A 19,746-nucleotide genomic window follows, 5' to 3' on the forward strand; every position below is an offset into this window, starting at 1 on the left:
TTACAGCGGGCTAGTCAATTAGAATGATGAAAAAAGAGTGAATTTTTGTTATTTTTAAATAAATTTAAAATATTCCAAAAAAGGTGATTCTTTTTTTGTGCTTGTTCGTCTAACTGTCTGTAAAAAGGGGGGAGAATTTTGAGCGATCACTACAGCATTCGTTTCCAGAAAGTGTACGAGGAATACAGTGACAAGGTTTATGGCTATCTCCTGTTATTGACCGGTAAGAAGGAAGTCGCAGAGGATTTAACCCAGGAAACTTTTTTAAGAGTGTACAAGCATATTCATCAGTTTAACGGTGATTCGCAGATTTTCACATGGATCGTGAAGATCGCACGAAATGTTGCAATTGACCATTTAAGAAGAAGAAGACGGCTGCGTTTTTTTTCATTGGATAAGTATGTCTTCGAATCCTGTCAGCCATCCCCGGTAGAAATCATCGTGAAAGGGGAGAAGACATCACTCCTTTACAAAGGGATCAAAGCACTGAAGCTGAGCTACCAGGAGGTTTTAATTTTAAGGAAAATCAAAGAATTTTCGATTAAGGAAACCGCACTGATCCTTGGCTGGAGCGAAAGTAAAGTGAAAATTACTACTTCCCGGGCAATGGCTGCCTTAAAAAAAGAGTTAAAGAGAAGAGGGGAAATCATTGAAGAAATCATTTGAACTTGAAGATAGTTTCAGGAGCCTTAGCCAAATTCCAAGATCGGAAATCCAAAAACGAAAAACTTATAATTCAATAGTCCAGACCGGAAGGCCGGATAGGCCGATTGGCTACATAGCAAGGAATTGGACCGGCAGCCTCCTAACAATTGTGATGATACTGGTTTGTGCAGCTTACCTTCTAACAGAAATCAAAAGTCCTTCTCAGGAAGGGTTAGCTGCTCTAAATCCAGCAGAGTTATTTGCATCCAGCGAAATTGTGATTACGTATCTTACTAAATCTGATTCTCCAGAACAATTTAATCTCCATTCGAACCTGACGAGAAAAGGAATTTCCATCATTGATGACCCAGGCTGGCTGGAGATAATGAACAACACGGTGAATGGAAGAAACAATGTGGAAAATGCCCCGGAGATGGAGGGCGCCTTTGATTTGCTGCTAATATATGAGGGCAAAAAGCCGGATAAATGCAAGTTATGGATCAGCAAAAATAATGTATATATTAAAAGAATGAAAGAACAAAAAGTTTATAAAGTGGAAGAAAGTAAGGCAGCACAGGTGGTCTTAATGATAGAAGACATGGAAAAACAGGTTCAATTCTGAATCTGTTTTTTTTACTGAAACTTTACTACTATTTTATAAAAAATCTTACAGAATATGTTTAATTCGTTGACAGAGGTGGTAAGAGTAAGTTTGTACTTATAAAGCAACTTGAATATACAGGAGGAAAAGATATGAAGAGGGGTCTAGCATTTATTCTTGCAGTATTTATGCTAATTGGCTTGCTGGCTGGATGCTCTGGGGAGCAAAAAGCTGATGCCGAAAAAACGAAAGATGGAAAAGTAGTAGTCGATTTCTGGACATTCTGGGGTTCAGAGACACGCCGTCCGATCATTGAAAAAATAATCGATGATTATAACGAATCACAGGATAAGGTATTCGTTAAACACACGTTCCTGCCATGGGGCGATATTTGGACAAAAAACCTTGCATCAGTGGCAGCAGGTAATCCAGCGGATGTCATTATCAACGATATCAATACAGTTGCCCAGCGTGCTGAAAACAAGCAGGTAGAGGACTTAAGCCAATATATAGATGATTCATTCAAGCAGAAATTTCACCCGCATTTATGGGACACTGTCGAGTATGACGGAAAGTCTTATGCTGTTCCTTTCAATACCGACACCCGCCTTCTTTTCTACAATAAAACAGCATTCAAGGAAGCGGGACTTGATCCTGAGAAGCCGCCTGCAACCTGGGCGGAGCTAGAAGAGTACGCAAAGAAGTTAGATATTAAGAATGGCGATAATTATGAACGAGTTGGGTTCTATCCTTTATGGGGAAGTGTCGGGGCATCCAGCTGGATGACAAACGCAGATAGCGGCAAAGGTTTTATTGAGGATGGAGAGTTGACAATCAACACACCGAAAAAAGTTGAAGCCCTAAATTGGATTCTTGATTGGAAGAAACGCCTCGGAGAAAACACTGTACAAGCTTTCCAGGCAGAATTCGGAAGTGAACAGGCAAATCCATTCATTGCAGAAAAAGTTGCAATGTGGGTTGATGTGGGAACATTCTACACACAATTGAGAGACTACGGACAGGATGTTGAATTTGGCGTAGCACCAATCCCTGCAAACGAGGAAGGTTCAGGGAACTGGGCTGAAGGCGGCGGATTCGTTGTTGAAATTCCGAAAGGTGCGAAACATCCAGAGGAAGCGATGGACTTCATCAAGTATCTGACAGATGTTGAAGCTCAGAAGTACTGGTCTGTTAAAAACTATGACAATGTAGCGAACATCGAAGCAGCTGAGGCAGCCCTCAATGAACTCGAAGGTCCGGATAAGATGGTCTACGAAGCTACTGTCAAAAATCTGAAGCAGACAAAGATGTTCCCGGTGCCAGTTGAGTACCCAGATTATCATAGCAGATTGAACCCGCATATTGACAATGCACTATTAGGAAAAACTTCTCCTGAAAAAGCATTGGAAGAAGCGGAAGAAGATATTGCAAAAATGAAAAAGGAATAATCACAGAAAGAGAAGGCGCATTACGCCCTTCTCTTTTTAAAAATTTCTTAGGATTTAACGCCTGTAGTTTTCGAAATAATCGATTAAGTGGGCTCTTTTCGTAAACTTTGTAGCTTTCACAATCAAAAGTAAAAAACGGCTCCTGAGTTTTTACGATTAATAATTCATTCAATGTCCTCGAAAAGGCCCCGAATCCAAAAGGAATGCGGTATCAGAATGAGTTCGAAAAGCAATGCGCAAACAGCCATTAAATAAAAGCAACAAGGGGGTTTAGGCAAGCATGAAGTCTTCAGATACAACATTAGCACATACAAAAGCTAGGTCTAAAGTTATGCAGGAACAGAAAGCGGATGAGACTGTTGGGCGAACCAAAGGGCTCAGTAAGAAGGCAAAGGAAAATCTTGCTGGCTATTTGTTTATATCTCCCTGGATCATTGGGTTCCTTGGTTTAACTTTAGGTCCTTTGTTATTCAGTCTGGCTGCAAGTTTCACAGATTACAATATTACTTCAAAAATGAATTTCATTGGTTTGGAAAATTACAAACGCATGTTTACGATGGACGATTTATTCCGCACTTCTCTTTTAAATACTATTTATTATGTTATATTCTCAGTTCCATTGACGACCGCGGGAGCTATTATACTAGCCGTTCTTTTGAATCAAAAGATCAAAGGAATGAAGTTTTTCCGGACAATCTATTATTTGCCGGCTGTTTTATCCGGTGTGGCAGTTTATTTTCTCTGGATGCAGCTTTTGAGTCCCTCAACAGGGCTGGTCAACACGATGCTAGCCTGGTTCGGGATTGACGGTCCGGCATGGCTGTTTGATCCTGAATGGACAAAGCCGGCATTGCTATTGATGAAAATGTGGAGTGTAGGAGGGGGAATGCTTTTATACCTGGCAATCATGCAAGGGGTATCGCCTCAAATGTATGAAGCGGCAGATATTGAAGGGGCATCACCGTGGCAGAAGTTTTACCATATTACGCTGCCAATGATTTCACCAATCATCTTTTTTGATGTGATCACAAGTACGATTGGTTCATTTCAAATCTTCCAGGAAGCTTATGTAATGACTGAGAATGGAAGCGGCGGACCGGGAAACTCTCTGCTATTCTATAATTTGCATATGTGGAACAATGCGTTTGAAGTGTTTGATATGGGTTATGCTTCAGCTATGGCCTGGCTTCTGTTTATCATCGTCATGATTTTGACTACGGTGAATATGAAGCTTGGAAAACGGTGGGTACATTACGAAGGGAGTGACAGCAAATGAGCTCAACAACAGCCCCAAAATTTTACGAGACTAAAAAATTCAGAGAAAATGTTAGGCTCACGTTTGTGACGTTGCTGCTTCTTGCCGGCAGTACGCTGATCTTAATGCCTTTATGGTGGATGATTTCAACTTCGTTGAAGTCGCCTGCAGAGATCGCCCAGTACCCGCCGTCATTCTTTCCTGAAAAGTTAAACTTCAGTAACTATGTCGAGGCCTGGCAGACTGCGCCGTTTACACGCTGGGCCTTAAATACGCTCTTTCTGGCTACAGTCGGAACGATTGGCAGCGTGCTTGTCAATTCTCTGGTCGCATACGGCTTTGCAAAGATCAGGTTCAAGGGAAGGAATGCCCTTTTTGTTTTAGTATTGTCAACTATGCTCATTCCAGGGTTTGTGACGATGGTTCCCCAATATATCCTCTTTTCAAAGCTGGGCTGGGTGAACACATATCTGCCACTGCTTGTTCCGGCTTTTCTAGGGAGTGCTTTTTTCATATTCTTGCTCCGCCAATTCATGATGGGGATACCGAATGAACTTGTCGAGGCTGCTGTACTTGATGGTGCAGGCCACCTCCAGATATGGTGGCATATCATGCTCCCATTGACAAAGCCCGCATTGATTACAGTAGCGATCTTTTCTTTTAATGGTGCATGGAACGACCTGTTAGGTCCGCTGCTCTATATTAATGATGAAAGTATGTACACCTTGCAGATTGGATTGCAGACCTTCAAGGGTACGGTCCAGACACAATGGCATTATTTGATGGCAATGTCGGTTTCGGTCCTGCTGCCAGTAATTCTGCTTTTCTTCTTTTTCCAAAAATATTTTATTGAAGGCTCGAATATCTCATCGGGAACAAAAGGATAAAAGAAAAAGGATGCTGACATTAAGCATCCTTTTTCTGATTTTATTAATTCATGACAGGACAGGTTGTGAGCCATACGCCAGATACACACGTCCTGTAACCATTATGGTAGGTATACTTAGTGCATTGCCAGCATAGATACCCTTCTTGATTAACTGCGGATTTACCCCGGTAATCCTCTACTGGGCTGGCATTTCTATTTTGATTTTGTGAAGAAGAGGCAATGACAGAACCAGAGAAAACGAGCAATAATACAAAAGTCAACATGAACAGTTTTTGCATGATTCATCCCCCTTATTTTTAATAAAACATGGTAATAGTAAATCTTGTAAAAATTTACTATTTATAATAAAGTACGGAAAGGGAGATTGAATTAGAATAGGACAAAGTGTTTATTCCCTAAAAGCCCACTTTCGAACTAGAAGAAGAACTCGAATTTTCCCAATAAAAAAGCCCGTTAAAAATCGGGCTAATTCAGGCTTTGCGTATCTTTTTCCAGGGAGATTTCTTCAATAGTTCTATTGCTCGCTGGATGACTCTCCCTCCAAATGCGGAATCTTTCCAAGTCCACACTGATTTGTTTTAAAACAAAACCGATTACGGCAGCGTCATCGACGATTCCGAGCCCAATGAGGAAATCGGGAATTAAATCGATGGGAGACACGAAATAAATAATCGAAGCGATGATGGTTACGATGGATCGTGTCGGGATTTTTCGATATTCTCCTCGGCGCCAGGCTCCAACTAAATCAAATAGCAGCTGCAAGTTATCCCAGATTTCCGAAAGTGACCCTTTATGATCATCAGCCTTTTTGCCGGCATCCTTCAATAGAACATCAGTTTTCTCAGGTTTTTTTATATACTCTTTTGCCTTGGATTCAAACTTTTTATACCCTTCTTCGAGTTTCTTTGTACCCAACATACCAAACACCCTTCCTGCTAAAATTCCTTATCTCTTATTTTTACCCTATCACTGCTTTTAACAAAACATCTCTAGCAACTGGTAAATTTTTGCCCTGACAGCTAACACAAGTTAAATCGCTGTTTGAAATCAATTGTTTTGGGAATTTTAAAGGAGGATTTAAAATAGTTGACTATTCATGTATATACAAGTAAAATGAAAACGTAAACAACATGTATATACAAGTTTTTTTCAAGTTGATAGCAATCTTTTTTTATATTTAATGAAAACGGTAACAGGAGGAGAGTAATTATGGATCGACAAGCAGTTGAACAAATTGTTGAAGCTGTTGGAGGGAAAGAAAATATTGCCGCTGCCACTCACTGTGTTACAAGGCTTCGCTTTGCCTTGAAGGATGAAGGAAAAGTGGATAAGGAAAAACTGGAGGATAATGAGCTTGTAAAAGGATCTTTTTCCGCAAATGGTCAATACCAAGTCGTTATTGGACAGGGGCTTGTTGACAAGGTATACGCAGAAATGGTTGCGATTACTGGAATTGGAGAAGCTTCAAAAGAAGAAATAAAAGATGCTGCAGCCCAAAATTTGAATCCTCTTCAAAGGGCAATCAAGACGCTGGCAGATATCTTCATTCCTATCTTGCCGGCGATTGTTACTGCTGGTTTGTTAATGGGGATTAATAATATCCTGACCGGAAAGGACATCTTCTTTGAAGGACAGGCATTTATTGACGTTTATACCGGCTGGGCTGATTTTGCCAGCATCATTAATTTAATTGCAAATACAGCATTCGTATTCCTGCCAGGTTTGATTGGATGGAGTGCGGTTAATAAATTTGGCGGAAGCCCGCTTCTTGGTATTGTTCTGGGACTCATGCTTGTGCACCCGGATTTGTTGAACGCATGGGGTTACGGAGCAGCAAAAGAAATTCCTACATGGAATTTGTTTGGACTGACAGTTGAGAAAGTAGGCTATCAAGGTCAGGTATTGCCGGTATTGTTAGCTTCCTATGTCCTCGCGAAAATGGAAATTTTCTTACGAAAGCGGATTCCTGATGCTTTCCAGCTCTTGACCGTTGCACCAATAGCTTTATTGTTAACAGGCTTCCTATCTTTCATCGTGATCGGACCGATTACTTTTGCAATTGGGAACTTGATTACTGACGGTGTTGTCGGAATTTTTGATGCAGTGCCTGCTATTGGCGGATTGATTTATGGCGGCCTTTATGCGCCGCTCGTTATCACAGGTATGCACCATACATTCTTAGCAGTGGATCTGCAATTGATCGGTACAATCGGCGGTACATTCTTATGGCCGATGGTCGCTTTATCCAATATCGCACAAGGTTCAGCTGCATTCGCCATGATGTTTGCAGAGAAGGACAATGAAAAACTGAAAGGTTTATCACTGACATCAGCCATTTCTGCTTGGCTTGGAATTACTGAACCGGCTATGTTCGGAGTAAACCTTAGATACAAATACCCATTTATCGCTGCGATTATTGGTTCTGCAATTGCGGGTATTGTCATCACCCTTCGAGGGGTAATGGCGCCTTCAATTGGTGTAGGCGGATTGCCTGCATTCCTGTCAATCTTTACTGAGTTCTGGGGAGTCTTCTTCATCGGGATGGGAATCGCGCTTGTCGTACCATTCGTACTGACATTCATTATGGCAAAAACAAGAAAGAAAAAAGAGGCGTAATCGCAACTAGAGAGTGAATCCTGATGGAGGTGGATGTTTTATTATGACTGAACCATGGTGGAAAAAGTCTGTTGTCTATCAAATCTATCCAAAGAGTTTTTATGATACAACTGGCAATGGAACAGGCGACCTGCAGGGGATTATCGCCAAGCTTGATTATTTGAAAGAGCTGGGAGTGGACATAATTTGGCTGACGCCGGTCTATGATTCACCTCAGCGGGATAATGGCTACGATATCAAAGATTATTATCAAATATATAAAGAATACGGGACGATGGAAGACTTCGACCGTCTGCTTGAGGAAGCACATTCGCGCGGAATCAAAATTATCATGGATTTGGTCGTGAACCACTCATCAATTGAGCATGAGTGGTTCCAGGATGCCCTGAAATCAAAGGATAGCCGTTACCGAAACTATTATATTTGGAAAGACCCGAGGGAAGACGGTAGTGCACCCACCAATTGGGAATCAAAATTCGGCGGGAATGCCTGGGAGTACGATGAGGCTACAGGTCAATATTACCTTCATTTGTTCGATGTCACCCAGGCTGATCTGAATTGGGAAAATGAAGAGCTCCGGAATGATGTATACGAGATGATGCATTATTGGTTCAAGAAAGGCATAGATGGCTTCAGGCTTGATGTAATCAACCTGATTTCAAAGGATCAGGATTTTCCAGATGATGATGGTTCTGTACCACCGGGCGATGGCCGGAAATTCTACACCGATGGACCAAAAGTACACGAGTATTTGCAGGAAATGAATTCTGAGGTTCTTTCCAAATATGACAGCATGACGGTCGGCGAGATGTCTTCCACGACTATCGAAAACTGCATCAAATACTCAAATCCGGATCGAAATGAACTGAGCATGACATTTAACTTTCATCATTTAAAGGTCGACTATGAAAATGGTGACAAATGGACTCTTGTGGATTTTGATTTTCTTGCACTTAAACGGATTTTATCTTTGTGGCAGGTTGAAATGCATAAGGGCGGCGGTTGGAACGCTTTGTTCTGGTGCAACCATGACCAGCCGAGAGTTGTGTCACGATATGGCAATGATGGTCAATACCACCGCGAATCGGCGAAAATGCTTGGTACGGCAGTCCATATGATGCAGGGAACGCCTTATATTTATCAGGGTGAAGAAATCGGCATGACCAATCCATATTTTGAAAGGATCGAGGATTATCGTGATGTTGAATCCTTGAATATTTATAAAATCAAAATGGACGAAGGCATGTCCAAAGAGGAAATCCTGAAGATACTGCAAAGTAAGTCGAGAGATAACTCAAGAACACCTGTCCAGTGGAATGACGAGAAACATGCAGGTTTTACAAGCGGCACTCCATGGATAGATGTTGCCAGAAATTATCAAACTGTGAATGTAGAAAATGCACTGGCTGATAAAAATTCAGTATTCTATCACTATAAAAAGTTGATTCAACTGAGAAAACAGTATGACATCATCACCTATGGCGATTACCAGCTTATCCATGAAGAACATCCGGACATATTTGCATATGTTAGGAACGGGCAGAATGAAAAACTGCTAGTCGTAAATAATTTTTATGGGAAAGACACAGTGTTTGAATTGCCTGAATCGGTAGATGCTGATGACTATAAGGTTGAAATTTTGCTTTCGAATTATGATGATTCAAGTGAGGATATTTCGCGAATTAACCTGCGTCCGTATGAATCAGTTGTTTATCATTTAACTAAATAAGAATGAAAAGTAGAGGTCTCATTAAAGGTCTCTACTTTTTTTACTATTTTTGTAAAAATTAGTGATTAGGACCGATTTCGTAGTGATTATATCTTAAAACGTAGTGATTGTGCCTTTTTTCGTAGTGATTATAGCGTTAAATGTAGTGTTTATCGTACATTTCGTAGTGATTAGAAAATCGAAATTATTTTTCCTGTGTGCTGCTGCATGTTTGAGATCCTTTTTCTGGTGGAAAAACCTAAAAGACTATTCCAATATGAAAAGAGGTTTGCATTATGATTCCAATTCAATCTAATATAGACGGAAAAGAGCTCACTGTCGGTGAATTGAAGCAAAAGCTCGGGTCGATTGGCTTCAATGTCAATGGTCAGTGGGAATATGACCATGCATATATCGATTACAAGATGAACGACGACCATGGTGACCGTCAGTATGTACGAATTCCCTTCAAGTCGACTGGTGGTCCGTTGGATGATGATGGCACATTTGTCCAGATAGGAACGCCTTTCTTGCTTGATCATCAATTCCAGACCGATGTTGATGAGGAAGGTAACATCGGCGCGGTGTCCGGTTCTTTCAACCAATTTAAATCGCCTGAAGACAAGGATGCTCCTTTCCCCAAAGGACTTGTGGAACGAGGAAAGACACTGATCAGCAAGGCCGAGCAGGCTTTAGGAACTTTATAGTAAAAGAGGGACAGCTTCCAGTATATAGGAAGCTGTTTTTATATAGTTAGGCTTGTTTTTCGATTTAGCTGAACCATCTGCTTACTTTGAAAAAATGCTATACTGTTTAACATAATTACATTTCGGAGTTGAAGATTGCCATGGAAAACAAATTATATTATCACGATGCATACATAAAAAAATTCTCTGCAGAGCTGATTACGCAAAAGGAAGACGAATCTGGGAGGATATACGCAATCCTTTCTCAGACAGCTTTTTACCCGACAGGTGGTGGTCAGCCATTCGATACCGGATTCTTAAATGGCGTTGAAGTAGTGGATGTTGAGGAAGTTGATGGGGAAATCCGCCATTATATAAAGGGAAAATTGGCGGAAGGAAATCCTGTTGAAGGGGCAATTGAATGGGATCGCCGATTTGACCATATGCAGCAGCATGCTGGACAGCATATTCTCTCCGCTTCGTTCGAGGATTTGTATGGTTATAAAACGGTCAGTTTCCATCTTGGTAAAGATACACTGACAATAGACTTGGATACAGAAAATCTTTCAGCAGATGAGGCCGCAAAGGTGGAAGAGCTAGCTAATCAGGTGATTCTCGAAAACCGCCAAATCGTCACTAAATGGGTCGATGAAGAGGAACTGAAGCAATACAGACTTAGGAAAGAATTATCCGTATCTAATAACATCAGGCTCGTCATAATACCAGACTTTGACTACAATGGCTGCGGTGGCATACATCCAAACAGCACTGCCGAGATCGGATCATTGAAAATCCTGGGATGGGAAAGGCAAAAGAAAATGATGCGTGTTGAGTTTGTTTGTGGCAAAAGGGTGCTGAACAAGCTTGGCCAAAAGCATGAAGTCATCAAGGAGCTCACAGCCCTGCTCAATGCACCAGAACAGGATATGAGTTCATCAGTAAATAGGCTTCTTGCCCAAAAGAAAGAACTTGAAAAAACAATTGAGGAAATGAAGGATCAATTATTAAAATTTGAAGCAAACGAGATTATTGAATCAGGAAAGAATGATCTGGTCAGCCGCGTATTTCAGAACAGGAGTATTCAGGAACTTCAAAAGCTGGCCAGGCTGCTCGTTTCAGCTGTTGAAGATAAGGTATTCTTGCTTGCATCTGAAAATGAGGAAAAGCTGCAATTCGTTTTTGCAAAAGGTAAGAAAATAGAAGGCGACTTGAAGGGATTATCACAAAGGGCACTTTCCATCATTGATGGCAAGGGTGGAGGTAACGATACTCTTGTACAAGGTGGGGGCAAATGGATGTCAGGTGAGGAATTCATCCAGAAGGTTACCGGAATTATCCAATAATTCGAATGAAATAGGAAGATCCAAGACCATTTCAAGGAAAAAAGTTCTAGTTCTTAAGTGGTGATTTCATCAAAAAAACTGGACATTTTATGGCTATAAACAAGGAGAGTAAAAAAAGACCGACTTTCAACCTAATTTTTACAGATTGATTGGTTATTAATGAAAGTTTTACCATTTAAAAATAGGTTTAACTCCCTCATAATGGAATTCAACTAGAGAAATAGGGGGAATCAGAATGTTTGAAGTTGAAAGAGGATCTGTAGAAGAGGCAATCATGATCCTGCAAAATCTCGGTCTTAAAGTAAATGAATACGAGAAGACGAATTCAATGATTCCGGTAGAAAAATATAAAGAGTTATTGGAATTCACGATTGCTGTAGCAAAGAAAACGAATGAGGTTACTGTCACAATAGATGAAATGATGGATGATATAGCAACGAAGATGTAATGGATAAGCAAGAGCAGCCAGATTAAACCTTTGGCTGCTCTTTTTGCTTGTCTGGAAAATAACTACACATAATTGTCAGCGCTTGTCGGGGCTGACAAAGCTCTTGAGCTTTCTTTCCTTCATTGTGTTTTATCGATGTATTCGAACAGGAAGGATTGTCCGTTTCGGTAAAAGCGTGGATCGTAGACTCCTATTCTATCTCCATTGTCGACGACTACGACAAATGGGGACCATTCAGTAAGCGTCTTAGCTTCAGGTTTTTCAGAGAATAAAACATTGAGATCTGTATCCTCTGCGGAAGTAAGCTCATATTGGAGCTTTCTTTCGGAGAAGAGATTATCCTGGAAGATATTCACATCACTATCGCTTTTCGCGATTACAGTATATGTCCATGGAATGAAGCCGGCAGAAAGTGCAATCTGTTCATAGTCGTCCTCATATTGATTATAAAGCATCCAGCCCTGGACACTTTGGATAATGACATGCAGAGCAATAAAGACCCATGCGAGTTTAAAGTAGGATGGACTTTTTACCTTATTAAACTTTGACGCAACAAATGCAGTTCCGAGTATCACCCAAAAAACGAAATCAATGATGGGGATTGTCCCAAATGTGATTCTAATATTGGAAAATGGTTCGAGATAGCCAGTTCCCCAGGCGTTGAATAAATCGGCTGTATTATGGATCATTACCGCAAGCCAGCCTAGGAAAAATAGTTTTGCATCTTTCACTCTAAATAGAAGGAAAGATAGTAGAATAAATAAAGCGGCCCATAATGGTGTCAGGAAAATTGAATGGGTGATGCCTCGGTGCCACATCTGGTAAAGCCCTTCATTATCCCAGAGTTGTGAAATGATATCTATGTCCGGGATCTGGCTTGCGCCGACCGCGGTTAGTAAATAAGCACGCTTCTGCGATTTTTCCATATGTTTTTTATCAACGGCACCATATAAGGCTAAACCGAAAAGTGTATGTGTAATTGAATCCATGCTGCACCTCCTGAAGTTATTATAAACGTTAAAGGAAAATATTTAAAAGTTCTGATATGCATCTGCAGGATTGCAAACTTAACGCCAGAAAGATAAGATTAAACTTATGAGGAAATTTGCCTTTATACAGAAAGGAAACATTTAAACCATGAAAAAATTAAAAGATGAAGTACAATCGCGAAGGACCTTTGCGATTATTTCCCACCCGGATGCCGGGAAAACGACACTTACGGAAAAGCTATTGCTGTTCGGCGGCGCAATCCGTGATGCTGGTACGGTAAAAGCGAAGAAGACTGGAAAGTTTGCCACAAGTGACTGGATGGAAATCGAGAAGCAGCGTGGAATCTCCGTTACCTCAAGTGTTATGCAATTTGATTATGATGGCTTCAAGGTCAACATCCTTGATACACCAGGCCACCAGGATTTCTCTGAGGACACTTATAGAACGTTAACTGCGGTCGACAGTGCCGTTATGATCATAGACTCAGCAAAGGGTATCGAGGACCAGACTCTCAAGCTTTTCAAGGTTTGCCGTATGAGAGGAATTCCGATCTTTACCTTTATCAACAAGCTTGATCGCCAGGGTAAAGCCCCTCTTGAGCTTCTTGCTGAATTGGAAGAAGTGCTTGGAATTGAATCTTATCCAATGAATTGGCCGATTGGCATGGGCAAGGAGTTCCTCGGGATTTATGACCGATTCAACAACCGGATTGAACAGTTCCGTGTAGATGAGGACAAACGCTTTGTTCCATTGAATGAAGAAGGCGAAATAGCTGGAGATCATTCCATAAAAGAGTCTTCCTTATATGACCAGACATTAGAGGAAATCATGCTTTTGAATGAAGCAGGAAATGAATTTTCAAAGGAGCGGATTTCAGATGGAACATTGACACCTGTATTTTTTGGAAGCGCCCTGACGACTTTCGGTGTCCAGACATTCCTAGATTCCTATCTGCAATTTGCGCCGGAACCACAGCCAAGGAATTCGACTGCAGGGGAAGTTGATCCGCAATCAGAGGAGTTTTCTGGCTTTATCTTTAAAATCCAGGCAAACATGAACCCGGCCCATCGCGACAGAATTGCCTTCCTGCGCATCTGCTCAGGCAAGTTTGAGCGAGGAATGACCGTCCAGCTTAGCCGTACAGGAAAATCAATGAAGCTTGCGCAATCTACACAGTTCATGGCTGATGATCGCAGTACTGTTGAGGAAGCTGTAGCAGGTGACATCATCGGGCTTTACGACCCGGGCACATACCAGATTGGCGATACGATTGTTTCTGGCAAGGAAGGATTCCTGTATGAAAAGCTTCCCCAGTTCACACCAGAACTTTTCGTAAGGGTTTCAGCAAAGAACGTCATGAAGCAAAAACATTTCCATAAAGGAATCCAGCAGCTTGTCCAAGAAGGGGCCATCCAGCTATTCAAGACATTGAAGACGGAAGAGTACCTTCTTGGTGCTGTCGGACAGCTCCAATTTGAAGTATTCGAAGCAAGGATGCGCAACGAATATAACGTAGAGGTTCTGATGGAAAGGCAGGGATCCAAGATTGCCCGCTGGATTGAAGGCGACGATGTGAACGAAAACCTGTCCAGCTCGAGGAGCCTGCTTGTCAATGACCGTTATGACAAAAAAGTATTCTTATTCGAGAATGAATTTGCCTTAAGGTGGTTCCAGGACAAGAATCCAGAAGTAAAACTTTATAATCCTATGGATGCTTCATAATAAGTTGAGCCGGCATTTTTGAATGCCGGCTCTTTATATATTGTAAAAAGTCCAGAGCTCCCCGGTCACAGATTTAACTTTATTTAGTACAATCTATTGACATTTTCAATATCAGATACTATATTAATATTATTCTATATCACTTTTAAGCATAAAAGCGTTTAAGTGTAAAAGTTAAGTATAAGGTGCCGACAGATATTAGTAGAATCCCCATGAGCAGCACAAAGAAACTGGATGGTTGATGAAAATCCAGGCAATGGATGATTTGAATTACACCTGTCACAGATAGGCACTGTTAATGAAGTGGGCAGATATAATTGTTTGCCAATTAGGGTGGTACCGCGGAGCTCCTTCGTCCCTAGACGTAGAGGGGTTTTTTGTATTTTACTACTAATTGGGGGAATCATCATGTTAAATCAAAGCCAATCAATATCATTGAAAACTTCTGAGGCTGCCGCTGTTATATTATTGCTTCTGACGGGAATCGGTTATGGCATGATAAAACTTGAACTAATGCCGCACATTCCGGTCCTGATAGGAATCGGATCATTGATCATTTATGGGTTGGTGAAAAAAATCAAGATGGCTGAGCTTGAGCAAAGCATGGTTGAAGGGGCCAAGGCGGGCCTCGGAGCTGTGATGATTTTTTTCTTTATCGGGATGCTGGTCAGCAGCTGGATTGCTGCCGGGACTATTCCTACTTTAATATATATTGCATTTGATTTAGTGACTGGAAAGTGGTTTTATGCGATTGTCTTTATCGTCACATCTGTTATTGGGTTAAGCATTGGCAGTTCGTTGACTACCTCAGCTGTGATTGGTGTAGCGTTCATAGCGGTTAGTGAAAGTTTAGGTTTCTCATTGGCAATCACGGCCGGTGCGGTGGTTTCGGGCGCATTCCTGGGTGATAAAATGTCGCCGCTGTCGGATACAACCGTTTTAGCGTCTGCTACTGTGAAAGTAGATCTTTTTGAGCATATCAAAAACATGAGCTGGACGACGATACCTGCGTTCTTCATTTCACTTGTGTTGTTTGCTGCCTTGTCGCCAGAACTGGGTTCAGCAGACTTCACAAAGCTTGGGAGCTTGCAGAATACTCTTTTGGAGATGAATCTTGTAAACTGGTACTCACTCATTCCACTGGCTATCATTGCGATACTTGCAGTGAGGAAAGTGTCTTCAATTTTGACACTAGGAGCAGGAACCCTTTCAGCGATGATCATCAGTATGATGGTTGTCCCGCAAAATGAATGGGGCGGACTTCCGGGAATTTTATACTCAGGCTATGTTTCTGAGAGTGGCAACGAGCAGCTTGATTCCCTGCTGAGCCGCGGAGGGCTAGAGAGCATGTTTTTTTCAGTCTCGCTAGTACTCCTTGCTTTGAGCATGGGTGGGTTATTGTTCAAGCTTGGTGTTCTTCCGGCTTTATTACGAGGGCTTGCCAGCAGTCTTGAAAAGGTGCCTGTGCTAATTGGGTCAACGGCTTTATCTGCGATTGGGATTAACTTTTTGATCGGTGAGCAATATCTTTCGATCCTTATTACAGGCAATACATTTGCGGGCCACTTCGAAAAAGCCGGACTGCATCCAAAGAATCTCTCTCGTGTCCTGGAGGATGCCGGGACAGTACTCAATCCACTTGTCCCCTGGAGTGTGTGCGGTGTTTTCCTTAGCAGCGTCCTTGGAGTCAGCACGATGGATTATGTTCCATTTGCGTTCTTTTGTCTGCTGTCACCCCTACTGACACTGGCAGCAGGTTTTACTGGAATAACCTTATCGAAGACAGGGGAAAATGCGGTGGCATAAGCTGCCGCTTTTTTTGTCGTTACTAATGTGACTTAAATTTCAGCGCCTAAAAGTTTCATTAATTCTTTGGTTACTATAAAATGAAAGGTATGCTTATGGGATACAAATGTTAAAAATTGTTCTTATAAATTGTACACTGGATAGTTGAATTATCCATGTTGCTTCACTATATTAAGGATGGTACATAATAACCGTCCGGTCAGTCACTGTGTTTTACCGCCGAAAGGAGTTTGCATATGAAAATCAGTAATTTTTCGATTAGAAGGCCTGTTTTTACATTAGTGACCATGTTCTTGGTCCTGATTCTTGGGGTTGTTTCATTGATGAGGATTCCTTTGAAACTGATCCCGGATATAAATCCGCCTGTTGGGGTAGTTGTGACCAATTATCAGGGAGCCAGTCCAGAGGAAGTTTTGGAAAAGGTGACGAAGCCACTCGAGGCTAATTTGGCTACGCTGCCGGGAATCAAGACGATGACTTCTACTTCACAGGAGGGTGCCAACCTAATCCTGATGCAGTTTTCCTGGACAACCAATATTGATGATATCCAGGATGAAGTCATCCAGAGGCTGGATATGACGCCGGTACCAGACGACGCGAATAAGCCGAGATTCATGAAGTTTGATCCGTCTCAATTTCCAGTCATCCAGCTATCATTAAGCTCTAGCCAGGATGAATCTGCTCTAAGGGAGCTGGCGGAAGAGCTAGAACTGGAACTTACCAAGGTTGAAGGAGTCGCAAGCGTCAATTTATCAGGTACATCCGTACGGGAAGTAAGGGTGGAACTTGACCAGGAAAAGTTAAAGAGCTATAAACTGAGCCAGTCCGATATTGTGGACCTTATCAGAGCTAATGATGTATCAATGCCTGGTGATACGATTTTGACAGATGGCAAAGAACTGACGACAAGGATCATCAGTAATTTGGATTCATTAGATACGTTAAAGAACCTGACAGTATTCAACAATCCGGTGACAAATCAGAAGGTCACTCTAGAGGATGTTGGAACAGTTGAGCTGCAGAAACAGGATGATAATACGATTACAAGGACGAATCAGACTCCTTCCGTACTGTTGAGTGTCCTGCAGCAATCGGATGCCAACACCGCAGAGGTTTCAGAAGCTTTTCTCGAAGAGTTGGAGACATTGCTTGAACGTGATAAATACGCTGGGATAGAGTCGGAGGTACTCTTTGACCAGGGAGATTACATCAAAATGGCAATCGGAAATATTTCAAACTCCCTGATTGTCGGGGGATTGCTAGCGATGGCCGTTCTATTCTTCTTCCTTAGAAATGTGAAGAGTCCGCTTATCATCGGGATAGCGATTCCGTATTCGGTCATCTTCACCTTCGTATTGATGTTCTTTGCTGATTTTACATTGAATATCATGACCCTTGGGGGACTGGCACTCGGAATCGGGATGCTAGTGGATAATGCGATCGTCGTCATCGAAAATATATACCGCCATCTTTCAATGGGCAAGGATCCGAAAACAGCGGCAAGGGATGGAGCTAAGGAAGTAGGAGCTGCCATTACGGCGTCAACTTTAACGACTGTAGCAGTGTTTTTGCCGGTTGTCTTCATCTCTGGTATCATCGGCGAGCTGTTTACAGAGTTCGCTTTGACGATTTCATTCAGTTTGTTTGCTTCATTGGTGGTTGCATTGACCGTTGTCCCAATGTTAGCCAGCAGGCTATTGAAGGCGCCGAAGAAAAATCTCGAAGCGAGAAGGCAGCGTTCAGGCTCATTGAGAGGATTGGAAAAATCGATCAGGTGGGCACTTCGCCATCGATTCATCGTCATTCTGATCACTTTGCTGATGCTGGCCGGAGGCGGTTATGGAGTGACAACAGTTGGCACCCAGTTTATCCCTCCTACGGATGAAGGATTCTTCAGCATCAGGGTGAATCTCGAAAATGGAGCCGCTCTTTCTGAGACCCAAAAAGTCATGGCTGCTCTCGAAGATAAATTGAAAGATGAAGAAGAGGTCGATGTTTATGTAAGCCTGGTTGGTACTACACAAGAGGCTTCATTCAGAGGCACGACGAATGCCAATGTCGGTGAACTGTATGTAAAGATGGATGAGCTTGAAGAACGGGAAATCAGTACCTTCCAGTTTGTCGATGATGTAAAAAAAGAGCTGGAACAAGCCGCGGCAACTGCAAATAGCAGTGCTGAATTAGGTTTTAATATGCAGTCCACATCCGGTTCTGCTCCGAACACCTTGAGTTTCAACGTTCGGGATTCCAGTGAAAAAAGACTGAATGAGTCCGTTAATAGCATATATGAATCCCTGAAGGAGCTCGACGATGTCAATGAGCTGAGTACAAGCTTGAATGAAACAGTTGAGGAAATTCAAATTACGGTTGACAGAGAAAAAGCACTGGCCCAGGGACTGGCACCAGCGCAAATTGCCATGATTGTTAACAACGTAACTCGTGGGGATATGGCAACACAAATGCCCGGTGAAGATGGGGAAATTCTAGGTGTATATGTAGAATATGATAGTGAAGTAACCAAGAATATCGATGAGCTGAAAAAGCTTTTGATCAAGAAGCCTGACGGTAACTATGTTACCCTTGGCCAGGTTGCCAATATTGAAACCGGCAGCGGTCCTGTCAGAATCCAGCGGATCAATCAGCAGGGTGCAGTTGAATTCACAATGAAATACAAATCCTCTACAAACCTTGGTGATATTTCCAAAAAGGTGGATGAGAGGATAGCTGAGCTTGACTTACCAGATGAAACTGAGGTTGTTTTCAGTGGAGACAGAGAACTTCTCGAATCATCAATCGATGATCTTGTACTGGCTTTCGTTCTGGCAATCATCTTGATCTATCTTGTAATGGCGGCCCAGTTCGAGTCACTTAAGTATCCATTTGTCATCATGTTTACGGTTCCGCTGATGGTGATTGGTGTCGCACTGGCGCTGACGGCAACGGGAACACCAGTAAGCTTGACGGTGGTGATCGGAATTATTGTGCTTGCAGGTATCGTAGTTAATAATGCAATTGTAATCGTTGACTACATCAACCAGAAGAAAGAGCGTGGTTTGATACCGCACGAAGCGATTGTCCTTTCGGTAAAAGACAGGGCACGCCCAATCTTGATGACAGCGTTGACGACCATTCTTGGACTTCTTCCACTGGCGCTAGGCATTGGGGAAGGCACTGAAATCAACCAGCCAATGGGTATTACGGTAATTGGAGGCCTGATCAGCAGTACATTCCTGACCCTGTTTGTCATTCCGGTAGTCTATAGTTTCTTTGACAAGGACTACCGAAGAAGAAATAAAATGTATGCGACACCAGATGGCCATCTGGTACCAGCCTATCTGCTAAAAGAGCATACAGAGTCAGAATATGAAGCGGGAACCGAAGAAAGGCCGACAACCTTCCAAAAGGGAAAATACACGAAAGAAGAAATGGCCGGTATGTTAGAAGAGCTTCTTCACCAAATAAAAGACGAAGAAGATTCACATCAAGATTTTAGAAGACGAAGATAATGCGAGATGTCTGGCTGAGATTAGCCAGGCATTTTTTTCTCCCAGAAAATATCACAATACACGAAGAAGTTTACTAAATGAGT

At 42.1% G+C, this 19,746-nt stretch carries 16 protein-coding genes; 13 read left to right on the forward strand and 3 right to left on the reverse strand.

Features of this window, described 5'->3' with window-relative positions; genetic code table 11:
• The first annotated feature begins 138 nt into the window (after nt 1–138).
• The 5 genes from AC0VX7_RS07515 to AC0VX7_RS07535 all read left to right on the forward strand — a co-directional run bounded on the left by AC0VX7_RS07515 (nt 139) and on the right by AC0VX7_RS07535 (nt 4,836).
• Nucleotides 139–666 (forward strand): RNA polymerase sigma factor, encoded by a 528-nt coding sequence (locus AC0VX7_RS07515; RefSeq protein ID WP_475427321.1) that lies wholly within the window; start codon nt 139–141, stop codon nt 664–666.
• Complete coding sequence (locus tag AC0VX7_RS07520) at nt 650–1,267, forward strand: hypothetical protein (protein WP_475427322.1); 618 nt, start codon at nt 650–652, stop codon at nt 1,265–1,267. The genes AC0VX7_RS07515 and AC0VX7_RS07520 overlap by 17 nt, the downstream gene beginning before the upstream one ends.
• 131 nt (nt 1,268–1,398) lie before the next feature.
• Nucleotides 1,399–2,694 carry an ABC transporter substrate-binding protein gene (locus AC0VX7_RS07525; protein ID WP_475427323.1) on the forward strand — a complete coding sequence of 432 codons (1,296 nt, stop codon included), beginning with the start codon at nt 1,399–1,401 and terminating at the stop codon, nt 2,692–2,694.
• Nucleotides 2,695–3,025: 331 nt separating this feature from the next.
• Nucleotides 3,026–3,970, forward strand: a complete 945-nt coding sequence (locus AC0VX7_RS07530) for a carbohydrate ABC transporter permease (protein ID WP_475428106.1) — start codon at nt 3,026–3,028, stop codon at nt 3,968–3,970.
• On the forward strand, nt 3,967–4,836 hold the full coding sequence (locus AC0VX7_RS07535; protein WP_475427324.1) for a carbohydrate ABC transporter permease: 870 nt from the start codon (nt 3,967–3,969) through the stop codon (nt 4,834–4,836). The genes AC0VX7_RS07530 and AC0VX7_RS07535 overlap by 4 nt, the downstream gene beginning before the upstream one ends.
• A gap of 43 nt (nt 4,837–4,879) precedes the next feature.
• Here AC0VX7_RS07535 and AC0VX7_RS07540 read toward each other — a convergent pair whose 3' ends face one another.
• Both AC0VX7_RS07540 and AC0VX7_RS07545 read right to left on the reverse strand, forming a co-directional pair.
• Complete coding sequence (locus AC0VX7_RS07540; RefSeq protein WP_475427325.1) at nt 4,880–5,116, reverse strand: hypothetical protein; 237 nt, start codon at nt 5,114–5,116, stop codon at nt 4,880–4,882.
• A gap of 187 nt (nt 5,117–5,303) precedes the next feature.
• Nucleotides 5,304–5,756: a YkvA family protein gene (locus AC0VX7_RS07545; RefSeq protein ID WP_475427326.1), complete on the reverse strand. Its 453-nt coding sequence runs from the start codon at nt 5,754–5,756 to the stop codon at nt 5,304–5,306.
• A gap of 291 nt (nt 5,757–6,047) precedes the next feature.
• Here AC0VX7_RS07545 and treP point away from each other — a divergent pair, with 291 nt between their 5' ends.
• The 5 genes from treP (at nt 6,048) to AC0VX7_RS07570 (ending at nt 11,639) form a co-directional block, all read left to right on the forward strand.
• Nucleotides 6,048–7,454, forward strand: coding sequence for a PTS system trehalose-specific EIIBC component (gene treP, locus AC0VX7_RS07550; protein ID WP_475427327.1), 1,407 nt, complete (start codon nt 6,048–6,050; stop codon nt 7,452–7,454).
• Between the two features lie 43 nt (nt 7,455–7,497).
• Nucleotides 7,498–9,183, forward strand: a complete 1,686-nt coding sequence (gene treC / locus AC0VX7_RS07555; protein ID WP_475427328.1) for an alpha,alpha-phosphotrehalase — start codon at nt 7,498–7,500, stop codon at nt 9,181–9,183.
• 275 nt (nt 9,184–9,458) lie between these two features.
• Nucleotides 9,459–9,869, forward strand: a complete 411-nt coding sequence (locus AC0VX7_RS07560) for a YugN family protein (RefSeq protein WP_475427329.1) — start codon at nt 9,459–9,461, stop codon at nt 9,867–9,869.
• Between the two features lie 140 nt (nt 9,870–10,009).
• Nucleotides 10,010–11,191: an alanyl-tRNA editing protein gene (locus AC0VX7_RS07565; protein WP_475427330.1), complete on the forward strand. Its 1,182-nt coding sequence runs from the start codon at nt 10,010–10,012 to the stop codon at nt 11,189–11,191.
• Between the two features lie 235 nt (nt 11,192–11,426).
• Nucleotides 11,427–11,639, forward strand: a complete 213-nt coding sequence (locus AC0VX7_RS07570; protein ID WP_475427331.1) for a hypothetical protein — start codon at nt 11,427–11,429, stop codon at nt 11,637–11,639.
• A 119-nt stretch (nt 11,640–11,758) separates the two neighbouring features.
• Here AC0VX7_RS07570 and AC0VX7_RS07575 read toward each other — a convergent pair whose 3' ends face one another.
• Nucleotides 11,759–12,628: a metal-dependent hydrolase gene (locus AC0VX7_RS07575; protein ID WP_475427332.1), complete on the reverse strand. Its 870-nt coding sequence runs from the start codon at nt 12,626–12,628 to the stop codon at nt 11,759–11,761.
• 148 nt (nt 12,629–12,776) lie between these two features.
• On the opposite strand from AC0VX7_RS07575, the gene AC0VX7_RS07580 reads away from it, so the two are divergent.
• The 3 genes from AC0VX7_RS07580 to AC0VX7_RS07590 all read left to right on the forward strand — a co-directional run bounded on the left by AC0VX7_RS07580 (nt 12,777) and on the right by AC0VX7_RS07590 (nt 19,663).
• Nucleotides 12,777–14,351: a peptide chain release factor 3 gene (locus tag AC0VX7_RS07580; protein ID WP_475427333.1), complete on the forward strand. Its 1,575-nt coding sequence runs from the start codon at nt 12,777–12,779 to the stop codon at nt 14,349–14,351.
• Between the two features lie 408 nt (nt 14,352–14,759).
• The gene (locus AC0VX7_RS07585) at nt 14,760–16,157 is read left to right on the forward strand and encodes a Na+/H+ antiporter NhaC family protein (RefSeq protein WP_475427334.1); all 1,398 of its coding nucleotides are present in this window, start codon (nt 14,760–14,762) and stop codon (nt 16,155–16,157) included.
• Nucleotides 16,158–16,393: 236 nt separating this feature from the next.
• Nucleotides 16,394–19,663, forward strand: a complete 3,270-nt coding sequence (locus tag AC0VX7_RS07590; RefSeq protein WP_475427335.1) for an efflux RND transporter permease subunit — start codon at nt 16,394–16,396, stop codon at nt 19,661–19,663.
• Nucleotides 19,664–19,746 lie beyond the last annotated feature (83 nt).

It is taken from the genome of Mesobacillus sp. QJM3NY_10 (genome assembly GCF_056173465.1).

Bases quoted from the DNA above. Each gene is read 5' to 3' on its own strand.
- treP (WP_475427327.1), top strand. From the start codon at position 6,048: ATGGATCGACAAGCAGTTGAACAAATTGTTGAAGCTGTTGGAGGGAAA.
- AC0VX7_RS07545 (WP_475427326.1), bottom strand. From the start codon at position 5,756: ATGTTGGGTACAAAGAAACTCGAAGAAGGGTATAAAAAGTTTGAATCC.
- AC0VX7_RS07570 (WP_475427331.1), top strand. From the start codon at position 11,427: ATGTTTGAAGTTGAAAGAGGATCTGTAGAAGAGGCAATCATGATCCTG.
- AC0VX7_RS07580 (WP_475427333.1), top strand. From the start codon at position 12,777: ATGAAAAAATTAAAAGATGAAGTACAATCGCGAAGGACCTTTGCGATT.
- AC0VX7_RS07540 (WP_475427325.1), bottom strand. From the start codon at position 5,116: ATGCAAAAACTGTTCATGTTGACTTTTGTATTATTGCTCGTTTTCTCT.
- AC0VX7_RS07560 (WP_475427329.1), top strand. From the start codon at position 9,459: ATGATTCCAATTCAATCTAATATAGACGGAAAAGAGCTCACTGTCGGT.
- AC0VX7_RS07565 (WP_475427330.1), top strand. From the start codon at position 10,010: ATGGAAAACAAATTATATTATCACGATGCATACATAAAAAAATTCTCT.
- AC0VX7_RS07575 (WP_475427332.1), bottom strand. From the start codon at position 12,628: ATGGATTCAATTACACATACACTTTTCGGTTTAGCCTTATATGGTGCC.
- AC0VX7_RS07585 (WP_475427334.1), top strand. From the start codon at position 14,760: ATGTTAAATCAAAGCCAATCAATATCATTGAAAACTTCTGAGGCTGCC.
- AC0VX7_RS07525 (WP_475427323.1), top strand. From the start codon at position 1,399: ATGAAGAGGGGTCTAGCATTTATTCTTGCAGTATTTATGCTAATTGGC.
- AC0VX7_RS07535 (WP_475427324.1), top strand. From the start codon at position 3,967: ATGAGCTCAACAACAGCCCCAAAATTTTACGAGACTAAAAAATTCAGA.
- AC0VX7_RS07590 (WP_475427335.1), top strand. From the start codon at position 16,394: ATGAAAATCAGTAATTTTTCGATTAGAAGGCCTGTTTTTACATTAGTG.
- treC (WP_475427328.1), top strand. From the start codon at position 7,498: ATGACTGAACCATGGTGGAAAAAGTCTGTTGTCTATCAAATCTATCCA.
- AC0VX7_RS07530 (WP_475428106.1), top strand. From the start codon at position 3,026: ATGCAGGAACAGAAAGCGGATGAGACTGTTGGGCGAACCAAAGGGCTC.